Raw genomic sequence first — 16,217 nt, 5'->3', positions numbered from 1 at the left:
TAACTTTTTCCAGCAAGCAAAGCCAACTGTAAATGTAAATATTTTGTACTTTGTCTGAAATGAAATCGGGATGTCGACATAGAGTAACTATGGTAGAATAACATAGGAGAATAAAATTTACTTTATATGCAGGTGAAATGATGTCAAATATTGTCAGAGGTACAATGTTGCTTACAGGAGCAACTTTTTTATCTAAATTCCTTGGAATGATTTATGTCATTCCATTTAATGAATTAGTAGGTGAAACAGGAGGTACGCTTTTTAATTTTGCATACACTCCTTATAATATTTTAATAAGTATATCTACAATTGGAGTTCCATTAGCTGTTTCAAAATTTGTTTCCAAATATAACTCCTTAGGAGATTATGAGACAGGGATGAGGATATTCAGGACAGGGATTATGATTATGCTTGTCACTGGTTTGGTTGCATTCTTATCTCTATTTCTAGGTGCTGATTATTTAGCTAGTAAAATGGTGACAAATGATGCGAGTGGAGATATTTTAGTATCTGATGTTGCAATGGTGCTGCGAATGGTTAGTTTTGCCTTAATTATTATTCCGGCGATGAGTATTGTTAGGGGATTTTTCCAAGGTTATCAATCAATGGGACCGACAGCAATTTCTCAAGTAGTTGAACAGATTGTTCGAATTGTTTTCTTACTTGCAGCTACTTATATTGTAATTAAAATATATCAAGGAACAATTGCTACAGCTGTTGGTTTGGCAACATTTGCAGCTTTTGTTGGAGGATTAGCTTCTTGCTTTATTTTATGGCTTTATTGGAAGAAAAGAAAAGGAAATATCAAGAAGAATATTGAGAAGCAAAAGAAATTTCAACGTATTCCTACAAAGGATTTATTTATTGAATTATTTAGTTACGCAGGACCGTTTGTTATTGTTAGTTTAGCTACACCTTTATATCAATTGGTTGATCAATTTACTTTTGAACGTGCGATGACCTCTATTGGTTATGATACTTCTTGGGCGGTTCCATATGCAGCAATTAATTTCTATGGTCATAAATTGGTTATTATTCCAGTTACAATTGCAACAGGACTATCCTTAGCAATTTTACCAGCATTAACAAAAGCATATACTCAAAATAAATTTCAAGAAATTACAAAACAGATTAATCAAGCTTTACAAATTATTGTAGTGTTAGTTGTACCAGCGGTTGTTGGGTTAGTTTTATTATCTGATGTGGCTTATGGGACTTTATTTGGTTTAAACCATATTTCTGTTACTGGTCCGTTATTAGCTTGGTATGCACCAGTTTCCTTGCTATTTGCATTATTTATTGTTTCATCTTCTATGCTACAAGGAATTAATCAGCAACGATTTGCAGTTATTAGTTTATCTGCAGGCTTGCTTTTAAAAGTAGTGTTAAATATTAAATTGATTCAGATGTTTGGAGCAAAAGGTGCAATTTTTGGTACTGCAATTGCAGTATTTACAGCTTTGGTACTGAATTTATGGCGCATGAAACTTACGATTCATTTTTCATTCAAGCAAACAGTTAAAAGATTTGTTTTGGTATTGATTTTATGTGGATTAATGGCGATAACTATATTAGGTATTCGTTACCTACTAGGTTTATTCCTACCATATGAAACGAGTCGTTTATCTGCGATGGTACTTTTATTTGCAGGTGTAAGTATTGGTGGTTTTGTTTATTTATGGCTTGGCTATCAAACTACATTATTAGAACGAGTTTTAGGTGGACGTGTAAAAGTACTAGAGAAATTTTTACGTAAGATTTAGGAGGGCTTAAATGCGACTTGATAAGTTACTTGCTAAAACGGGCTTCGGTAGCCGAAAAAATGTTAAACAATTGATTAGAGAAAAAAGAGTGACTATTAATGATGCAATTGTCCGTGACCCTAGTCAACATGTGAATTTGAATGCAGAGAAAGTATTGGTGGACGGAGCACCTGTCAATTATCAGGAGTTTTATTATTTAATGTTAAATAAAGCTCCTGGATACATATCGGCAACAGAAGATCGGGTGGAGAAAACAGTAATTGACTTATTGCCACAGCATTATCAGGCCTTAAAGCTATTTCCAGTAGGTAGATTGGATAAAGATACAGAAGGCTTACTTTTATTAACTAATGACGGTGAACTAGGGCATATTTTAACTTCACCACGCCAAGAAATAATAAAAGTTTACTATGCAAAGATTATAGGTAAAGTAACAGAAGAAGATGTAGAGGCTTTTGCAAAAGGTTTAACTTTAAAAGATGGTTATGTCGCAAAACCTGCTCAGTTAAAGATAAAATCCGCAGATGAAATTTCGGAAATAGAAGTTACCATTACAGAAGGAAAATTTCATCAAGTTAAACGAATGTTTGAAGCAGTGGGTAAGGAAGTACAATATTTACAACGTATTAAAATGGGAGAAATTGAATTAGATAGAACACTAGCAATAGGAGATTTTCGTGAATTGAAAGAAGCAGAATTAGCTTATTGCCTTGGCTTAAAAGAAGGAAGGTGAAGCATTTGGCTCAGCTAATTAAAATATTAGATTGTATTTCTAGGTACGAATGGAATGTATATCGCTATCCAAGTCAGTTTATTCGTTTAAAGCAGGACCACTGGAATAAATTAAACCGTTTACGACAAGAGCAGCAGCATGATGATCAGTCGATTTATTCAACTTTGCTGCAAACAGAGGATAAAGTAAAGCGATACTTTCTTGATAAACTTTTTCCGATTCAAATGAAATGGGCTACTTCTACAGTAGCAGAGGTTTCTTTCTTAAATCGTGAATATTATTTAGATAAAAAATTAAGGTACTTATTACAACGATTTCCAGATATTTATTTGGTTATGTATTATCCGATCTTTTCAATAAAAAAAGCGATAATTGATGGACCAATCATTATGATTAGTCCAATCGGAATTGAATTAATAACATTCGTGGATAGAGATCCTAATCAGGTGATTTACGCGTCAGAGGAAAGAATGTGGCTTGTTGAATCTTTAGAGGAACAGGATACAATGTTAAACCCTCTTATTGAATTAAGAAGGGCAGAGCATATTATTAAAAGTATTCTCCAAGCAAATGATTTAAACTTCCCAATTCAGAAAACTGTACTTTCCCAAAATAATAATATTGTATTTCATAACAATCCCTACCAAACAAGATTAATAGGAAAATTGCAATATGATAAATGGTTTCAAGAAAAACGTCGCTTGAGTTCTTCGTTAAAAAATATCCAGTTGCGTGTAGCAGAGGCATTATTAAAGCGCTGTGTTACTACTGCAATTCGTCGTCCAGAGTGGGAAGAAGATGAAGATCCTTTTTCCAAAAGTGAAATACTGTAACAAAGTGTTGTTGGGAGGAATTGATAGAAATGGAAAGATTAGAAGTCGGTAGAGCTAGCTTAACATGGCTTCGTGGAGGAGTAAATTTCTTAGACGGTGGTGCAATGTTCGGAGTAGTGCCTAAAGCATTGTGGACAAAAAAATATCCAGAGCAAGATAATAATTTAATTGAGCTCCGAACAGATCCAATATTGCTACAAATTGATGGTAAAAATTATTTAATCGATTCAGGACTAGGGAATGGAAAATTATCCGAGAAGCAAATTCGTAATTTGGGTGTCCGAGAGGAATCATTTTTGATAAAATCCTTGAACGAATTAGGATTAGCTGAGGAAGACATCGATGGAATTTTAATGACACATTTACATTCTGATCATGCTTCTGGATTAACGAAAAAAGAAGGAGATGCGTTTGTTCCTGTATTTCCCAATATACCTATCTATACTTCAGCGATCGAATGGGAAGAGATGAGAAATCCGAATATAAGATCGATAAACACCTATTGGAAAATGAATTGGGAAAGTATTGTAGGACAAGTACAGACTTTTGAAAAGGAAATAGAAATTACTCCTGGACTTAAAATGATTCACACAGGTGGACATAGTGAAGGGCATAGTATTATTGTGTTTGAAGATCAAGAGGAGTGTTTTATTCATATGGCAGATATCATGCCTACTCATGGGCATCAAAACAAGCTTTGGGCATTGGCATATGATGATTATCCAGTAACATCTGTCCATCAAAAGGAAAAGTGGATGGAATATGGTTATGAGCGAGAGGCTTGGTATACATTTTATCATGATGCTTATTATCGAGCGTTAAAATTTAATAATGAAGGTCATAAAATAGGTGAGATAGCAAGAAGACGTTATGACTATTCATTATAATATATGAAAAACTAGTTGCATGAGGATATGCTTGTAGAAGCACATATCCAAAAACAACTAGTTTTTTAATTGACTAAATATTTGTTTGTACGGCATCAATAACCATACCAGTTTTTACATCTGCGTAAAATTCAAATTGCTTATTTTCACCATCAATATTTCGTGTAATACCTCCACGATATACTGTATATGTAAGGCTGTTCTTTTCTATTTGTTCTGGTTTCATGTATATCCATGAACCACTAATTGGACCGCTTTTTCTGAATGTGTCTTTTACACGTTCAAGAACAGCTTCAGGTGTCGTTTCCTGATATTTATCCATTTGCTGTTTAGCAATATATCCAACGACAATACCTGCTCCAAATGCAAGAACGGTATTACGAATGCTCATAATTTCACCTCAGGTTTTAAGAATATGTTGATATTACTAACTTGTACTTCCTCGTACCATGATACAAAAACGATATTATTTATATGTTGTCTTATAGTATACCGCAAAAAAAATAAAAAAAGAAATAAAAAAACATAAAGTCTTGTTTAAAGCATTCTGTGCTGTTTTTCGTTATACTGAAAATAGAGAAATGAACTTGGAGGGATGATGGGTGGAAAAAGATACATTAGCACTTTTTAAAACATTAACAGAATTACAAGGTGCACCTGGACACGAACATCTCGTAAGAAAATTTATGAAAAGTGAGTTAGAAAAATATGCGGATGAAGTTATTCAAGATAATTTAGGTAGTGTATACGGTGTTAGAAAAGGAAAAGGGCCTAAAGTAATGGTAGCCGGCCATATGGATGAAGTCGGTTTCATGGTTACACAAATTACTGATAATGGTATGCTTCGTTTTCAAACTTTAGGTGGCTGGTGGAGTCAGGTTTTACTTGCGCAACGTGTTCAAGTAATGACTGCAAATGGTCCTGTGATCGGGGTTATTGGTTCTATCCCACCACATTTATTACAGCCGGAACAGCGTAATAAACCAATGGAAATTAAAAATATGCTTATTGATATTGGTGCGGATGATAAAGAGGATGTTGAACGAATTGGTGTGAAGCCTGGTGACTATATTGTGCCGATTTGTCCATTTACACCGATGGCAAATGAAAAGAAAATCCTTGCTAAATCATGGGATAACAGATATGGATGTGGATTATCCATTGAGCTATTGAAAGAATTACAAGGTGTAGATTTACCAAATGAATTATATTCTGGAGCAACAGTGCAAGAAGAAGTTGGTTTACGTGGGGCACAGACTTCAGCAAATATGATAAAACCAGATATTTTTTATGCACTTGATGCTTCACCAGCCAATGATATGTCAGGTGATAAAAATCAATTTGGACATATTGGTAAAGGAACATTATTAAGGATTTTTGATCGAACAATGATTACACATCGTGGTATGCGTGATTTTGTCCTTGATACAGCAGAAACACATCAAATTCCATACCAATTCTTTATGTCACCTGGCGGAACAGATGCGGGGAGAGTACATACTGCCAATGATGGAATACCTTCTGCAGTAATTGGTATTTGCTCGCGTTATATCCACACCTCATCATCTATTATTCATGTGGATGACTATGCAGCAGCAAAAGAATTATTAGTTCAACTAGTGAAAGCTACAGATACTAATATGTTAGAAGCTATTCGAAAAGCATAAATATGCAAAAGACACTTAGAATAAGGGGATGAAACAGATGACAATTATAGTTGGTTCTACAAATCCGGCAAAGGTTAATGCAGTGCAAGCGGTATTTTCATCGGACAAAGTGATTGCGAAAAACGTCCCTTCTAATGTGTCTTCACAGCCCTTCTCTGATGAAGAAACAAGAGAAGGAGCGATTAACCGAGCGATTCAATGTATGAAATCTGCCCCAAATGCAATTGGAATAGGTCTTGAGGGTGGAGTCATGTATGTTGGTGAGCAATTATTTTTATGTAATTGGGGTGCACTTGTAACATCAATAGGAGAAATATATACAGCAAGTGGTGCACGAATTCTATTACCTGATACCATTAAGGAACAATTGGAACAGGGGATAGAATTAGGAGAAGTTATGGATATGTATATGAATAAATCTGGCATCCGTTATCAGGAGGGAGCCATCGGTATATTTACCAATGATTTGATTTCTAGAAAAGATATGTTTACCCATGTTGTGACATTATTAAAAGGTCAGTGGGAATTCGGTGAAAAATAAAAATTAGCTTAGTAGTTAATCATATGAAGAAAGCATTTGCTTTTTGGAAACGAGAAGTTTCTAACAATTATATAGAGGAGGAAGTAATATGTCGATGACAAGCATCCAGTTGAGAGAAATTTTAGAAGAAAAATTCTCTGATGGCGAGCTGCAAACTTCCTATCAACGGGATAAAGATACTTTTCGTGTAGAATGGAAGAAATCGATGCAAGGAATCACCATAAAATTATCTAATGTACTTGCAAAATATCATCAACGAGGCCAAGTGGCTATTGATGAATTAGTGCATCATATAGAAGAAACATTAAAAATGATGAATGAACAACCTGTCCTTACAGGCAAGGAGAGGCATGTTTATCCTGTGATTCGTTCTACATCATTCCCAACAGAATCAAAAGCAGGAACAAGACTAATTACAAAAGAGCATACTGCAGAAACAAGAATTTATTATGCTTTGGATGTAGGGAAATCCTATCGCTTAATCGATGAAAAATTATTAGAAAGCGAGCAATGGACAGAAAAAAGATTAGATGAAATGGCATTGTTTAATATTCGTTCTCTTAAAAATGAATATAAGGTAGATCGTGTGGCTGATAATGATTTTTATTTTATTGCTTCACAAGACGGCTATGATGCTAGTCGAATTTTAAATATCGCATTTTTAGAGGAAATGAAGGCAAATAGTAAGGGAAATCTTGCGGTTGCTGTTCCTCATCAAGATGTGCTAATTATTGCAGATATACAAAATGATATGGGTTATGATATTTTAGCGCAGCTTACAATGCAGTTTTTTGCAGAAGGAAGAATACCAATTACATCTCTTCCATTTATTTATGAAAATAAAGAATTAGAACCAATATTTATTTTAGCGAAAAAACGAAGACAAAAATAAAATTACTTTTAAAATACAAGCTAGTTGTTCCATATTGTGGATAAGCTAGCTTGTATTTTTGTCTAAATCCTCTAGTTAAAACCTTATAAAAACAACTGAAAATGCAGAAGAATTATAGATTTACAGCCTAATTTCACGAAAAAAAATTGTAAATAATAGTTCTAATGAACCTAGTATTCATTTGAATCTTTTTGCCTATATCATAGAGGCTTAATTTAATAAAGGATTTTTATGCAAACGTAATCATATTGATGAATTACGTATTCACAAAATTTTATTATCTAATCCTTTTTATTTAGTTTTATTTTTTGTCGAAACAAGGGAAAAAACAGAAGTCTATAGTCCTATTGCAAACGGAAATACCTTTCTATAAGCTTGTAAAAGATTGTTTTTTTACTAGGTCTATTAATTTAGGGAGGAAAATAAATATGAAAAAATGGTTAACGCTTTTAATTATTGCGCTTCTAAGTGCATTTCTAGTTGCTTGTGGTTCTGATGACAAAGATCAGAATGACAACGCAGATGAACAACCAGATTCATCTGAAGTAGAAAATGATAACAATGAAGAAGATGCCGATGCTGATACAGAAGAAGATGCAGACACTGACGCAGATGCCGATTCAGATGATACAGCTACAGGTGGCGAACTAAATATTGATCCAAATGGAAAAAATGAAGTTCAGCTACAAACAGTTCAAAATGGAGTAACAATGCTTATCACATATTATGCAGATGGAGATGTTGTGACAGAGCAAACAGCAGATAATGAAATTCCTTATAGTTCACTTGGCGTATCTGGTGAAGAAGAAGCAAAACAAATGCTTGCTCAAGTGGAAGAACAATATACAGGAAAATCTGGTATTGAACATAAATTAGAATATCTTGACGATAAAGTTGTAGAAACAGTTCATGTTAACTTTAACGATATCGTGTTTGAAGAAGTTCAAGATTTACTTGGGTTCCAATCAGAAGGTGACGTAAGCAATGGTGTAAGCTTAACTCGTTCTGTTGAAATGCTACAAGCTCAAGGTTTTGAAATTGTAGAGTAAGTCTATCTAAAGAGATAATCAAAAACACATCAGTGTTCTTGGTTATCTCTTTTTTATTATGTTTACATTACTATTCATTTCAGCATTTGTCTCAATTATTACTAGTTTGTTAAATTATAAGTTTGTTATTTTCAATAAAAAAACTTCTGTAGTATAATAATTTAATATGTAATCGCCTGAGTTCATTCAGTATTTTGTCATTACAAAGTACTGAGTTTTTTTATGGAGTAATAGAAGAAGAGTATTTTCCTAGTTTTAAAGGGAATTTTAAGCTTTTCGTTCTAGATAAAGATAAAATACGATAATAATAATGAAAGCTATTCAAAAAACTGATAAAATAAATCTAATGACTAACTTTTAGGAAGAGGTAAGTTTTATGTTTAATCGATGGAGAAATAAGTTAAAGGGAGTTTTTTCATCAGACCGTGAAGAAAGTCATGATGTAGAAGATTCGGAGGATTCACAAGCATTTCTTGAAAAGACACCAGAAATCCATACTAAAATGACATATCAATATTCAGAACGTAAACAATTCCGTTTTCCAGTAATTCCTGATCGACCAGCACGAGAGAATGAATTCGATACATTTGATAAACCAACATATATACGCAAGAAAGAAGCTCGTGTAAAAGAAACGAAGCGAACAGCTCGTAAAAAAACACCAACAACTCATAAGAAAACTGTTAAGCAAGAGGAAGCTACTCGAGCACCTTTTAAACCAACCCAGTTTGCTTCACCTATTTACGGTTACCAGGAGAGAAAACAGAAAAGAGAAATAGAACAAATACCAACATTTATTCGTAATAAAGAAAGAGATCATACAGCAAATAAAATAGATAACGATGAAGAACTTAATCAACAACCAGAGATATTAGAAGCACCTATTTCTAATGAATTGGAAAGCCCTGTAGTAGAAATGGATCTAGTTGAAGAAAAGCTAGTAGTGCTAGAGGAGGAGCCGGGCCTAGAGGAAATCCCAGCATCTCCTGAAGAAAGCTTGGCAATAGAAGATAAAGAAGATAATATAGAGCAAGTGCAGGAAGAGGAAGTAAATGTAATAAAAGATGTTCAGCCTCAACATCAAAAAGTAGAAAAAAATCCAAATGTTAAACCACTACCGTTTAATGTAGTAATGACACCGAAGGATAAACAACAATTAGAAATGAGAAAACGTCAACAAAAGAGTGAATCAGCAAAAAAGCCAGAAACTCCTTCTGATTTTTCATTTCCATTTTATTTATTAGACGATCCCGTTCAGACGAGTAATGAAGACCGATTATGGGTGAAACAACAGCAGGAGTTATTAGAGCAGACGTTAAAGCATTTTAACGTAAGAGCACGTGTTGTGAAAGCTACGCAAGGTCCAGCAGTAACTCGATTTGAAGTACAGCCTGAATTAGGGGTAAAGGTAAGCAAGGTTCGTAATTTAAGTGATGATATTAAATTAAATATGTCCGCTAAAGATATTCGTATTGAAGCACCAATTCCAGGAAAAAACGCTATTGGAATTGAAGTGCCTAATATGAAATCGCAAATGGTTGGATTACAAGAAATCTTTGAAACAGAAGCATTTCAAAAAAGTAGCTCTCCACTTACAGTAGGATTAGGTTTGAGTGTAGAGGGTACACCAGTTATAACAGATATTGCTAAAATGCCACATGGCTTAATCGCTGGGGCTACTGGTTCCGGGAAAAGTGTCTGTATCAATACGATTTTAATCAGCTTACTTTATAAAGCAAACCACCAGGATGTGAAATTTTTATTAATTGATCCTAAAATGGTGGAGTTAGCTGCTTATAATGGTCTACCACATCTAATTTCACCAGTAATTACAGATGTAAAAGCTGCGACATCTGCTTTAAAATGGGCTGTTATGGAGATGGAAGAGCGATATGAAAAGTTTGTAAAAGAAAGTGTACGCGATATCAAGCGTTATAATAGTAAAATGATGGAGCAAGATCGTACAGGTGAAAAAATGCCATTTATCGTTATTGTTATTGACGAGCTAGCAGATTTAATGATGGCTGCACCACAAGATGTAGAGGATGCTATTTGTCGAATTGCTCAGAAGGCTCGTGCATGTGGAATTCATTTACTACTTGCAACACAAAGACCTTCTGTAGATGTTATAACAGGATTAATTAAAGCAAATGTTCCATCACGTATAGCTTTCAGTGTATCTTCACAGGTTGACTCTCGAACTATTATTGATACAAATGGTGCAGAGCGATTATTAGGACGTGGAGATATGCTATTTATTGAAAATGGATCGAATAAGAGTATTCGTATTCAAGGAGCATATGTATCTGATGATGAAATTGAACGAGTAACAAATTTTGCTCGTAAGATTGCACCTCCAAATTATTTATTTGAGCAGGAACAATTATTATTGCAAATGGAGATGGACATAGAGGAAGATGAATTACTAGAAGAGGTTATTCATTTTGTCGTCAATCAAAATCACGCAAGTACATCATTATTACAAAGACAATTCCGCATTGGCTATAATCGAGCGGCACGCTTAATCGATGCACTGGAGACAAGAGGAATTATTTCCGGACAAAATGGAAGTAAACCAAGAGAAGTATTACTGACAAGAACGCAAGTAGAGGAATTACTACAAGCAAATAATACATTGGGCACACGTTAGTATAAATTGTATATACTATTTGTAAGCGTGAAATCATTTTAAGTGGGAAAAATCCCATAACTTAAAGGTTCACGAAGCTGTTCAGCTAAAAAAGAAACGTTTCTGCTTTTTAAGAAATCATTAAACAAAAATGTTTGAGAACAAATCATAAATAAAGAAACTTTCCGTGTTTTATGTTATTCCTCTATTGCTTGTTATTTGATATAATATGAAAACAGTTTGCTAAAATCTGCTATTTTAATGGTATATATAGCAAAATATGTAATAAATAAAAAGCTATTAATTTAAATTGAAAATACAACTTGATATGCTTGGTAAACAGATATTTGGAGGTTCATTTTATGACAACTTACCATTTCATTGGTATTAAAGGAACAGGGATGAGTGCACTTGCACAAATTTTAAAGGATTCTGGAGAAAAGGTGCAAGGATCTGATATAGATAAAAGATTTTTTACACAAGAAGCTTTAGAAGAGAAAAATATTCCAATCTATCCTTTTTCGAAGGGTAATATTAAAGATGATTATATTATAATTGCAGGGAACGCTTTTCCTGAAGACCATATGGAAATAAAAGAAGCTAAAGAACGAGGAGTAACATTTTACCGTTATCATGAATTTTTAGGAGAGTGGCTTAAACAATACACAAGTATAGCAGTAACTGGAGCACATGGTAAAACTTCTACCTCTGGATTACTTGCTCATGTTTTAAAGGAAAGTATGCCAATCTCTTACCTTATAGGTGATGGTACAGGAAAAGGCCATGAGGATAGTAAATATTTTGTGTTTGAAGCGTGTGAATATCGCAGACATTTCTTGCAATATGAACCAGATTACGCAATCATGACAAATATTGATTATGATCACCCAGATTATTTTACAAGTATTGAAGATGTATTTGATGCATTTCAGGCTATGGCAAATAAGGTGAAAAAAGGAATTATTGCTTGTGGAGATGATGAACAACTACAACAATTACAAACCAAAGTTCCTATTGTGTATTATGGATTTTCAGCATCAAATGATTTTCAAGCACAAAATGTAAAAGAATCTAAAGAAGGAACAACCTTTGATGTGTTTGTACGGAATACGTATTATGATACATTTACCATTCCGTTGTTTGGAAATCACCATGTCCTAAATGCATTAGCAGTTATCGCTATCTGTCATTATGAAGGTATTCCATCTGAGGACATTAAATATTTTCATACTTTTAAAGGTGTAAAGCGTCGTTTTACTGAAAAATTAATTGGTGAGCAAGTTGTAATTGACGATTATGCCCATCATCCTAAGGAAATTACTGCAACTATTGAGTCGGTGCGAAAGAAGTATCCAGAAAAAGATGTAGTAGCTATTTTCCAACCACATACATTTACACGTACAAGAGCTTTTCTAAAAGAATTTGCAGAGAGCTTAAATCTTGCGGATAAAGTATTTTTATGTGATATATTTGGTTCGGCTCGTGAAAATAGTGGTAATTTAACCATTCAAGATTTACAAGAACTGGTTCCAAATAGTGAAATTTTAGAGCTTTCAACAATTGATACATTAAAACCATATAGTGATAGCGTGTTTATTTTTATGGGAGCAGGAGATATTCAAAAGTTCCAGCAATCATATGAGCAGAGTAAGGAATATGAAACGATTTGAATGAAGGATAGAAATAAGTAAAAAAGGCGCTTTGAGTATTCGGGAAGCGCTTTTTGATTTCTCAAGTCGTTTATTTAATAAACAATAAAAAGCATATTCAGATATTCTAGGCGTTGAAATCTCATGAACTATATACTCTTTTACGCATTTTTATTCAAATTTGTCGATATTTTTAGGATAAAGCTTTATAGTAGATATAATAATAAATTTAGTAACTTTGTTAAGAAAATGTAGTTTAACATAATTAGGAACAGGGAACTATGTAAATAGTCTTTTCTTGGAATAGTTATTATTTCTTTTCAAAGCAAAAAATACATAAGTCGAAGGAGTTGAAGGGAAAAGATGGCAATCGCATTATCTATTGCAGCATTAATTATTGCTATTGCATTTGCAGTTTTAGTAATTTATTTAGCAAAAACATTACAAGCTGCTACAGAAACACTAAATAATGTAGCAAAAACATTAGAAGGTGTAGAACAGCAAATGCAAGGTATTACTCGAGAAACAACTGATTTGTTAAATAAAACAAATCAATTAGCTGAGGATATTAACTACAAATCAAGAACATTAAATGGTTTATTTGAAGGAATCCAAGGTATTGGTGAAGGATTTAAAGAGGTAAATCGTTCTTTAAGTAATCTTTCTAGTGGAATATCAAATGTGGCAAACGAAGATAAGGAAAAAACGGCTCAAGTCATCAAATGGGGCGTTGCATTAATGGATCTTTGGAAGAAGAGAAAAGAAAATTAAGTAAAGAAAATATTTTGGTACGATTTAAGTAAAATAAGGGAAATCTTTTGTCTTTTAAGACCTGATTTGCCAAAAAATATATTTTATAGGAGGATTTTTTCATGAGTGATAATAATAATATTAATAGTAAAGATTTTATCATTGGAGCATTAGTTGGTGGAGTGGTAGGTGCAGCAGTTGCGCTAGTATTTGCACCAAAATCAGGTAAAGAATTAAGAAGTGATATTAATGATGGTGCCAAGCATGCATTAGAAGTAGCAAATGAATGGAAAAATACAGCTCAAGAAAAAAGCATTGAATGGAAAGACTTAGCTGTTGAAAAAAGCTCTGAATTAAAGCAAAAAGCAATGGATTCTACAGCAGAGTTAGCTAAAAACATTGCAAGCAAAACACAAAAAATCACTAAAACTGTACAAAATAAAGCTGGCGAAGTTGGCGATAAAGTAGAAGATATTAGTGAAGATGTTGCAGAGGCAGTAGAAGAAGCTGAGAAAAAATAAATAATATAAAAACCTCGTTGGGATAAATATTATCCCAACGAGGTTTTTTTAATTCCAGGTTATTGTTAGCTTATCCCCATCTTGAATTTCTTCAAGGAAGTTAGTTGACACTCCATTGTTAGCAATTTGAAATAGTCCCTTTACTTTAGTTAAATCTATATCAACATAACGAAATACATCTTGGAAAACAAAGGGTTCTACAGCAATTTCTTCACATTCTATCACGTCATTTCGTTGAATCATTTCATCTAACCCAACCTCAGCTTGGTTACGAATAATTCTCTTGTTCAATTTTTGTAGGGTTACTATTTCTTCGTTAAAAGTAACCGTAATTGTTTCAAAAATATCTTCCCCAAGCTGATCTAACACATTCTTTATTGTTGGAGTATGATTCGTAGTTAGCTCAATCATATCCTTATCTTGCAGGAGCTGATCGACCTGGGCTATCTGTTGATTAATCGTAAAATGACCCAAAAATGATCCAAGATCTTCTAATTTACCATTAAATTGAATTTTAAAAGGTACTTGTGCTTTAAGAAGCGCAGGATCAATAAGATAAATGAATTCTTTTAATGTGCCTGGCTTTAGGACAATATCGTCCTTATCTTGAATTACATATTGTGCTGATTGTTCAATATCATTGACAAGGTATTTCGGTGTTAGTTCAAATGGTTGCTGCTGGTAGTAAACCGTAATTGGTTTAGTAATTCCAGCTACCTCTTCAATCGTTACAGTTGGCAAAACACCATCTGCGCCTTTTTCGATGACGATTTCATCATTTGGTTGAATGATGCTGTTTACTAAGGCACGCTCTCCATTAAGATAGATTCGAGGAGAAGCGCCAAATCCGCCTGGGATTGTCATTTCTTGGCCATTAAATTGGAACATAGCGGCTAGTCCTGGTTTACCATAATAATGATTGATAGAAATTCCTGCTTGAATGAAACAATCGCCAATGGTTAATTGTTTTAATTCAAACATCCGCACATTTTTTTGATTTACACGAACGTTGATATAATGAACAGGGTTTTGCTTAGCTGCAATAGCAATTCCAATAGGGGTGATGAAGTCCGGTTGATTCGGCACATGATATGGTTGTTGTAACTTCTGAATGGCATCAACACTTCGAATTGCCACCCGATTATGTGGTAATTCTAGCTTATTAGCAAGCACCTCTCGCAGACGTGGTGTTAAGCTTCCGCCACCAACTAGCATAATAGCTTGAGGGGCTTTCGTGTTTAGTTGCAAAATTTCTTCTGCAATTGATGCAGCAAGTTTCTCGACAGCAGGTAGAATATGCTCAGTCATCTGTTCAGCAACAATTGTTTCTTCAAAGCCTAAAATATTTTGGATAACATGCTCGCCTTTTATGACAATATTTCTTTTTGCTTGCTCTGCTTCTGAGAAATCAAGCAAATAATGATCACTAATAGCTTCCGTGATTTCGTCACCAGCGATTGGTACCATTCCGTAAGCTAGAATTGTTCCATTCTTAGTAATGGCAATATCACTTGTTCCCGCACCAATATCCACAATAACCACGTTTAAACGACGCATGGATTCAGGAACTAGAACTTCTATTGCAGCAATTGGCTCTAGCGTTAATGCTTCCATTTGTAAATCTGTTCGTTCTAGTACAGAGATTAATGATTCAATAACTACTTTCGGTAAGAAGGTTGCAATAACCTCAACCGCGGCTTCATTTCCGCTTTGATCAATAAGGGAACCAATTTTTTCTCCATCCAACATATATTGAACAACAGAGTAACCCACACAGTAATAATTTGCATAATAATCATCAGTATCCATTACTAGCTGTTTTTGCGCATTTTGAATAGTCTCAAGCTCCAAATGCTTTAATGTTTCATTTGCGGAGATTGTTTGTTGGTTTAACTTCATAGCTGAAGTTGCTTTCACCGTCTTTAAAGTTCGTCCTGCTGCAGCAACATAGACTTTTTCTAATGGTCCATTTGTTTCTTCTAATTTTTCTTTTACCATTTTCACCGTTTGTGCTACAGCAATTACATTATGTATCTGCCCATCTAGCATAGAGCGTTCCTCGTGCTCTTTCATATAATAATCAACAACCGAAAACGTGTGCTGCTGTTCTTCAATAATCAATCCAGTTACAGATCTTGTTCCTATATCTAGTGCAAAAATACGATTGCTCATCATTGAGATATTCCTTTCATAAAGTATACATCTATCTTCACTATATAAATGTTTAGTAGAAAACGTAGTTTATTGTATAGTTTTCTATGATACATATATACTATTATAAACTTATTGATGACAAAGTGAAG

The 16,217-nt window shown here is 33.9% G+C and carries 14 protein-coding genes; 12 read left to right on the top strand and 2 right to left on the bottom strand.

Annotation, left to right across the window (positions count from 1 at the left end):
* Window positions 1-140 precede the first annotated feature (140 nt).
* Genes AB4Y30_RS11710 through AB4Y30_RS11695 form a run of 4 tightly spaced genes read left to right on the top strand, consistent with a single transcriptional unit; the run spans window position 141 to window position 4,216 of the window.
* The gene (locus AB4Y30_RS11710) at window positions 141-1,763 is read left to right on the top strand and encodes an oligosaccharide flippase family protein (protein WP_368652417.1); all 1,623 of its coding nucleotides are present in this window, start codon (window positions 141-143) and stop codon (window positions 1,761-1,763) included.
* Window positions 1,764-1,773: 10 nt separating this feature from the next.
* Window positions 1,774-2,496: a pseudouridine synthase gene (locus AB4Y30_RS11705; protein WP_368652416.1), complete on the top strand. Its 723-nt coding sequence runs from the start codon at window positions 1,774-1,776 to the stop codon at window positions 2,494-2,496.
* Window positions 2,493-3,329 (top strand): NERD domain-containing protein, encoded by an 837-nt coding sequence (locus AB4Y30_RS11700; protein WP_368655220.1) that lies wholly within the window; start codon window positions 2,493-2,495, stop codon window positions 3,327-3,329. The genes AB4Y30_RS11705 and AB4Y30_RS11700 overlap by 4 nt, the downstream gene beginning before the upstream one ends.
* 29 nt (window positions 3,330-3,358) lie before the next feature.
* Window positions 3,359-4,216, top strand: coding sequence for an MBL fold metallo-hydrolase (locus AB4Y30_RS11695; protein WP_368652415.1), 858 nt, complete (start codon window positions 3,359-3,361; stop codon window positions 4,214-4,216).
* 73 nt (window positions 4,217-4,289) lie between these two features.
* Here the strand turns inward: AB4Y30_RS11695 and AB4Y30_RS11690 are convergent, their stop codons facing one another.
* The gene (locus AB4Y30_RS11690; protein ID WP_368652414.1) at window positions 4,290-4,607 is read right to left on the bottom strand and encodes a peptidase M4; all 318 of its coding nucleotides are present in this window, start codon (window positions 4,605-4,607) and stop codon (window positions 4,290-4,292) included.
* A 211-nt stretch (window positions 4,608-4,818) separates the two neighbouring features.
* On the opposite strand from AB4Y30_RS11690, the gene AB4Y30_RS11685 reads away from it, so the two are divergent.
* The 8 genes from AB4Y30_RS11685 (at window position 4,819) to AB4Y30_RS11650 (ending at window position 13,914) form a co-directional block, all read left to right on the top strand.
* Window positions 4,819-5,883, top strand: coding sequence for a M42 family metallopeptidase (locus AB4Y30_RS11685; protein WP_368652413.1), 1,065 nt, complete (start codon window positions 4,819-4,821; stop codon window positions 5,881-5,883).
* A gap of 37 nt (window positions 5,884-5,920) precedes the next feature.
* Window positions 5,921-6,424 carry a DUF84 family protein gene (locus AB4Y30_RS11680; protein ID WP_368652412.1) on the top strand — a complete coding sequence of 168 codons (504 nt, stop codon included), beginning with the start codon at window positions 5,921-5,923 and terminating at the stop codon, window positions 6,422-6,424.
* An 88-nt stretch (window positions 6,425-6,512) separates the two neighbouring features.
* Window positions 6,513-7,316, top strand: coding sequence for a DUF1444 domain-containing protein (locus tag AB4Y30_RS11675; RefSeq protein WP_368652411.1), 804 nt, complete (start codon window positions 6,513-6,515; stop codon window positions 7,314-7,316).
* A 428-nt stretch (window positions 7,317-7,744) separates the two neighbouring features.
* Entirely contained in the window at window positions 7,745-8,365 is a 621-nt protein-coding gene (locus AB4Y30_RS11670; protein WP_368652410.1) for a DUF1307 domain-containing protein, read from the top strand.
* A 376-nt stretch (window positions 8,366-8,741) separates the two neighbouring features.
* Window positions 8,742-11,015 carry a DNA translocase FtsK gene (locus AB4Y30_RS11665; protein ID WP_368652409.1) on the top strand — a complete coding sequence of 758 codons (2,274 nt, stop codon included), beginning with the start codon at window positions 8,742-8,744 and terminating at the stop codon, window positions 11,013-11,015.
* A gap of 341 nt (window positions 11,016-11,356) precedes the next feature.
* A complete protein-coding gene (gene murC, locus AB4Y30_RS11660) occupies window positions 11,357-12,664 on the top strand; it encodes a UDP-N-acetylmuramate--L-alanine ligase (protein WP_368652408.1) in 1,308 nt (435 codons plus the stop codon).
* A 342-nt stretch (window positions 12,665-13,006) separates the two neighbouring features.
* Window positions 13,007-13,414, top strand: a complete 408-nt coding sequence (locus AB4Y30_RS11655) for a DUF948 domain-containing protein (protein ID WP_368652407.1) — start codon at window positions 13,007-13,009, stop codon at window positions 13,412-13,414.
* 101 nt (window positions 13,415-13,515) lie between these two features.
* Window positions 13,516-13,914 (top strand): YtxH domain-containing protein, encoded by a 399-nt coding sequence (locus AB4Y30_RS11650; protein ID WP_368652406.1) that lies wholly within the window; start codon window positions 13,516-13,518, stop codon window positions 13,912-13,914.
* A gap of 48 nt (window positions 13,915-13,962) precedes the next feature.
* Here the strand turns inward: AB4Y30_RS11650 and AB4Y30_RS11645 are convergent, their stop codons facing one another.
* Window positions 13,963-16,086 (bottom strand): cell division protein FtsA, encoded by a 2,124-nt coding sequence (locus AB4Y30_RS11645; RefSeq protein WP_368652405.1) that lies wholly within the window; start codon window positions 16,084-16,086, stop codon window positions 13,963-13,965.
* Window positions 16,087-16,217: the final 131 nt, after the last annotated feature.

It is taken from the genome of Ornithinibacillus sp. 4-3, from assembly GCF_040958695.1.
In the GTDB taxonomy this organism is placed as follows: Bacteria; Bacillota; Bacilli; order Bacillales; family Amphibacillaceae; genus CALAMD01.
This window is presented reverse-complemented; position numbering and strand designations above follow the sequence as displayed.

Bases quoted from the DNA above. Each gene is read 5' to 3' on its own strand.
- AB4Y30_RS11710 (WP_368652417.1), top strand. From the start codon at position 141: ATGTCAAATATTGTCAGAGGTACAATGTTGCTTACAGGAGCAACTTTT.
- AB4Y30_RS11705 (WP_368652416.1), top strand. From the start codon at position 1,774: ATGCGACTTGATAAGTTACTTGCTAAAACGGGCTTCGGTAGCCGAAAA.
- AB4Y30_RS11695 (WP_368652415.1), top strand. From the start codon at position 3,359: ATGGAAAGATTAGAAGTCGGTAGAGCTAGCTTAACATGGCTTCGTGGA.
- AB4Y30_RS11690 (WP_368652414.1), bottom strand. From the start codon at position 4,607: ATGAGCATTCGTAATACCGTTCTTGCATTTGGAGCAGGTATTGTCGTT.
- AB4Y30_RS11680 (WP_368652412.1), top strand. From the start codon at position 5,921: ATGACAATTATAGTTGGTTCTACAAATCCGGCAAAGGTTAATGCAGTG.
- AB4Y30_RS11675 (WP_368652411.1), top strand. From the start codon at position 6,513: ATGTCGATGACAAGCATCCAGTTGAGAGAAATTTTAGAAGAAAAATTC.
- AB4Y30_RS11670 (WP_368652410.1), top strand. From the start codon at position 7,745: ATGAAAAAATGGTTAACGCTTTTAATTATTGCGCTTCTAAGTGCATTT.
- AB4Y30_RS11665 (WP_368652409.1), top strand. From the start codon at position 8,742: ATGTTTAATCGATGGAGAAATAAGTTAAAGGGAGTTTTTTCATCAGAC.
- murC (WP_368652408.1), top strand. From the start codon at position 11,357: ATGACAACTTACCATTTCATTGGTATTAAAGGAACAGGGATGAGTGCA.
- AB4Y30_RS11655 (WP_368652407.1), top strand. From the start codon at position 13,007: ATGGCAATCGCATTATCTATTGCAGCATTAATTATTGCTATTGCATTT.
- AB4Y30_RS11650 (WP_368652406.1), top strand. From the start codon at position 13,516: ATGAGTGATAATAATAATATTAATAGTAAAGATTTTATCATTGGAGCA.
- AB4Y30_RS11645 (WP_368652405.1), bottom strand. From the start codon at position 16,086: ATGAGCAATCGTATTTTTGCACTAGATATAGGAACAAGATCTGTAACT.